The sequence below is a fragment of the Syntrophorhabdus sp. genome (genome assembly GCA_012719415.1).
GTDB lineage: Bacteria > Desulfobacterota > Syntrophorhabdia > Syntrophorhabdales > Syntrophorhabdaceae > Delta-02.
The window spans coordinates 1-3,229 of the sequence record JAAYAK010000058.1 but is presented as its reverse complement, the minus strand read 5'-3'; the positions used below and the strand labels follow the sequence as shown (position 1 = coordinate 3,229).

General features: G+C 59.4%; 4 protein-coding genes. 1 reads left to right on the top strand and 3 read right to left on the bottom strand.

Going from position 1 to position 3,229, the window contains the following annotated elements; all coding sequences use genetic code 11:
• The 3 genes from GXX82_03720 to GXX82_03710 all read right to left on the bottom strand — a co-directional run.
• Positions 1-828, bottom strand: an 828-nt coding sequence (locus GXX82_03720) for an alpha-L-glutamate ligase-like protein (protein NLT22134.1), incomplete at its 3' end; no start/stop codon positions are given.
• Positions 825-2,354, bottom strand: a complete 1,530-nt coding sequence (locus GXX82_03715; protein NLT22133.1) for a UUP1 family membrane protein — start codon at positions 2,352-2,354, stop codon at positions 825-827. The genes GXX82_03720 and GXX82_03715, both read right to left, overlap by 4 nt.
• Complete coding sequence (locus GXX82_03710) at positions 2,351-2,881, bottom strand: hypothetical protein (protein ID NLT22132.1); 531 nt, start codon at positions 2,879-2,881, stop codon at positions 2,351-2,353. The genes GXX82_03715 and GXX82_03710 overlap by 4 nt, the downstream gene beginning before the upstream one ends.
• A 104-nt stretch (positions 2,882-2,985) precedes the next feature.
• Between GXX82_03710 and amrB the strand changes: the two genes are divergently transcribed.
• Positions 2,986-3,229: AmmeMemoRadiSam system protein B (gene amrB, locus GXX82_03705; GenBank protein NLT22131.1), on the top strand; the 244-nt coding region annotated here is incomplete at its 3' end.

The following is a 3,229-nucleotide window of genomic DNA, read 5'->3' as shown; positions in this document are numbered from 1 at the left end:
GATGGCGAGACCGGGACGGGCGTTGAGCTCCAGGAGCAGCGGACCCCTGTCGCGGTCGATGACCATATCCGCTCCTATGTAGCCAAGCCCCGTCATTTCCAGGGAGCGCGCCGCCATGAGGAGCATCTCTTCCCAGTGCGGGACGTTTATTCCGCTTACGGGATTTCCCGTGTCGGGGTGGTGGGTCACGATGGAAGACCTGTGGACGGCGGTGATCGTGAGGCCGCGGGCAAGGTCGATGCCGGCACCGATAGCGCCGCCATGGAGGTTTGCCTTGCCGTCTGACGCCGCCGTGGGCAGACGGACCATGGCCATGATGGGGACCCCGCGATAGACGACGACCCTGATATCAGGTACTCCCCGGTATGTGACAGGGGTGAAGATGTCATCGGGGTGGATGAGCGCCTCGATGATGGCCTGGTCATCATGACCTTCCAGCGAAAAGACCCCGGACAGGATGTCCGCTACGTGATATCGAAGCCCGGTGATCGTGATGGTCCTGCCGCTTTCGGTGATGAGATCGGTCTCATTTCTCTCCTTCACGAGGACGATCCCGCTACCCCCCGAGCCCCGGGCGGGTTTGACGACGAAGGAGTCCCTGTCGCGGATGATCGAGTCAAGTCTCTTCACGTCCCCATGCTTCATGATGACGCCGTACATCTCCGGTGTGGGGATGCCTTGCAGGGCCGCCAGCTCTTTCGTGACGACCTTGTTGTCGACGAGAGGGAAGCGCGAGCGGGGGTTTTTGGCCATGATGATCTCGGCATTGCGAGTGTTCATACCGAGGACGCCTGTTTCCTGCAGTCGTCTGAAGGGATGGGGTATCATCGGTCAGTGCTCCCGAAGGAGCGAAAACGGACCAGTTCCGACAGACGGTACCCGGTGTACCGGCCCACGAGGATTTGCAGCCCCATGACGAAGAGGAGGAGTTCGGGGTAGACGAAGAAGGTGATCTGCAGGACCTCCCATTGGATGATGAGGTATGTGATCACCGAGACCGCGGCGCTTCCCGCGGCCGTCTGCAGCGCCGTCCTCATTCCATGCTCCTCGACAACAACGTAGAAGCGTTCTATCGTCATGGTAAGGATGACGAAGGGGAGGAGACCCACGGCCATGAATTGCCTTACCCCGAACCTGTTGCCCACAAGAGCGAGGATGATGAAGCAGGATATCACGAGGCTTACGAGGACGGACATCCTGGGGATGAGAAGCAACCGCATTCTGTTCAGGTATCGTCGCGCCGCGTACCCGATGGCGATTATCGCGGCGAAGATGGCGAGACCGTAACCAAGCCCGGTGCTCCTGAAGGCAAGAGCCATGAGCACGGGCATGAATATCCCGAAGGTCTGGAAACCGACCATGTTGCGAAGCAGCGCGATGAGGAGCGCCCCGAGGGGCACGAGCAGCAGTATCCTGAAGGTCTGTTGAAACTCTGGAGGGACCCTGAAGAGGGACCACACGTCAAGAAACCTGTCGGACCGGGTGACCTTCTCGAAGAAGATGCGCCATCGGCCCATAATGTCCCGGGTCAGCTCAAAGCGCTTCATGGAAAGCCTGCCGCCGGAGGTCCTGACGGCCGACATCCCTCCGGCACTCAGGGGGAGGAACCTCTTGTCCGAGGGGACCACCTCCATGCTTTCGGGATCTATGTGCTCCCAGCCCTGTCCCGTCCACGCCTCAACCCAGGGGAATGTGGTGTCCGTGACCCCTTCGGCAAGGGCCATACCCTCCACGGTCCTCGCGGGAACACTGACAGCGGCCAGAAGGATGAGGAGCCTCGTAATGTCATCGTACCCTTCCAACGCTTTATCGAGTCTCGTGAGGTTGGGATCGTTGCCGGAACCGGCGGCGCCGACCCTTGCAAATCCGAGGACCACCTGTATCCGCGTGGAAAGGGGCATGACGCGCCATTGACCCGTCAGTTCCTCGACGAGCGCTATCTGCTCGTCCGCGATACCGTAGGGATAGGATCGTCGCGGCGGCACGACGGTTCCTTCGGCCCCCCTGTGTTGGAAAAGGATGGTGGCCCTGTACGATATGTATTCACCATCCTTCGGCGGTTTGCCTGACCAGACGCCGATGCGGTTGTCATATTCCTTGAGAAGGTTGAAATTCATCGATCCCGATCCGATGAATTCTTCGAGTATGATCTGACCATGCTGTTGTGACGGCAATGAGAGGAGAAAGAGCGGGTCTTTCCCGGTTCCCTGCAGGACTCCATCGAAGCGAAAGGTCCATACGTGATCAGGCCGGGCGGGAGTGACGGGATATCCCAGGGAAACGATCCGGTAGGCGACAATGATGAGCGATATGGCCATGAGTGCCAGGGCAGCGGCCAGTGCCGGTCGTTTCATCGGTCGTCCTCTGTGCCCTCTGCTTCCGGAGGTCTCGTGAAGGACCGCGAAGGATCCACGAGAAAGTTGCCCGTGATGACGTTTCTGCCGATGAGCATGGGGTATCTCATGTGCGAGCGATCGTTGAGGTTGACCCGGGCCCGCAGCTTCCTTGAGGCGATGCACAGCTCCATTTCCACAACGGGCCGCTTCTTTCTCGATCCCGACGTGCGGATATGTTTCCAGTCGACAATGGAGGCCGTGATGGTGGCGCCGCCCCACTGGGGCGGGAGGGTGAAGGTAACGGTGGAGTCTTCCACACGTATGTTCCTGGCGTCGAGGGATGTTGTCGCGGCCCCCGTGTCGACGCGCGCCGGGACCGTGAAACCGTAGGGCAATATTCTGACGTACTCTTCAGCCCCTATGACGGGTTTGCCCATCTCACCCAGGGTATGCTCGGGAAAGACGAAGATAAGGAACAGGAGTGCCGGGACAACGAAGCAGAGGACGTGATTGCTTCTTTCCCGGAAGATGTGCTTGACGATCACAGGGTGTATTATAGCATATAGCCTGCGCGCGGTTGATAAAAAAGCCGCGCCCCCGGCGGTCACATATGATATAATGAACTGGTACGGGCGGAAAGATGACGACGGTGCGCTTACCTTCAGTGAGCGGGATGTTCTATCCCGACGATCCCGTTCTTTTGAGAAAGGATATCGAGACCTACCTGAAAGGGGCCGAGGTCGAACCCATCCCGGGGCGGGTCCATGCGATAGTCTGTCCCCATGCCGGATACGTGTATTCGGGACAGGTGGCGGCCTTCGCCTACAAGGCTGTTTCCAAACTCCCTGTCGACAGCGTCATCGTCATCGCCCCGAGCCACAGGGCATATTTCG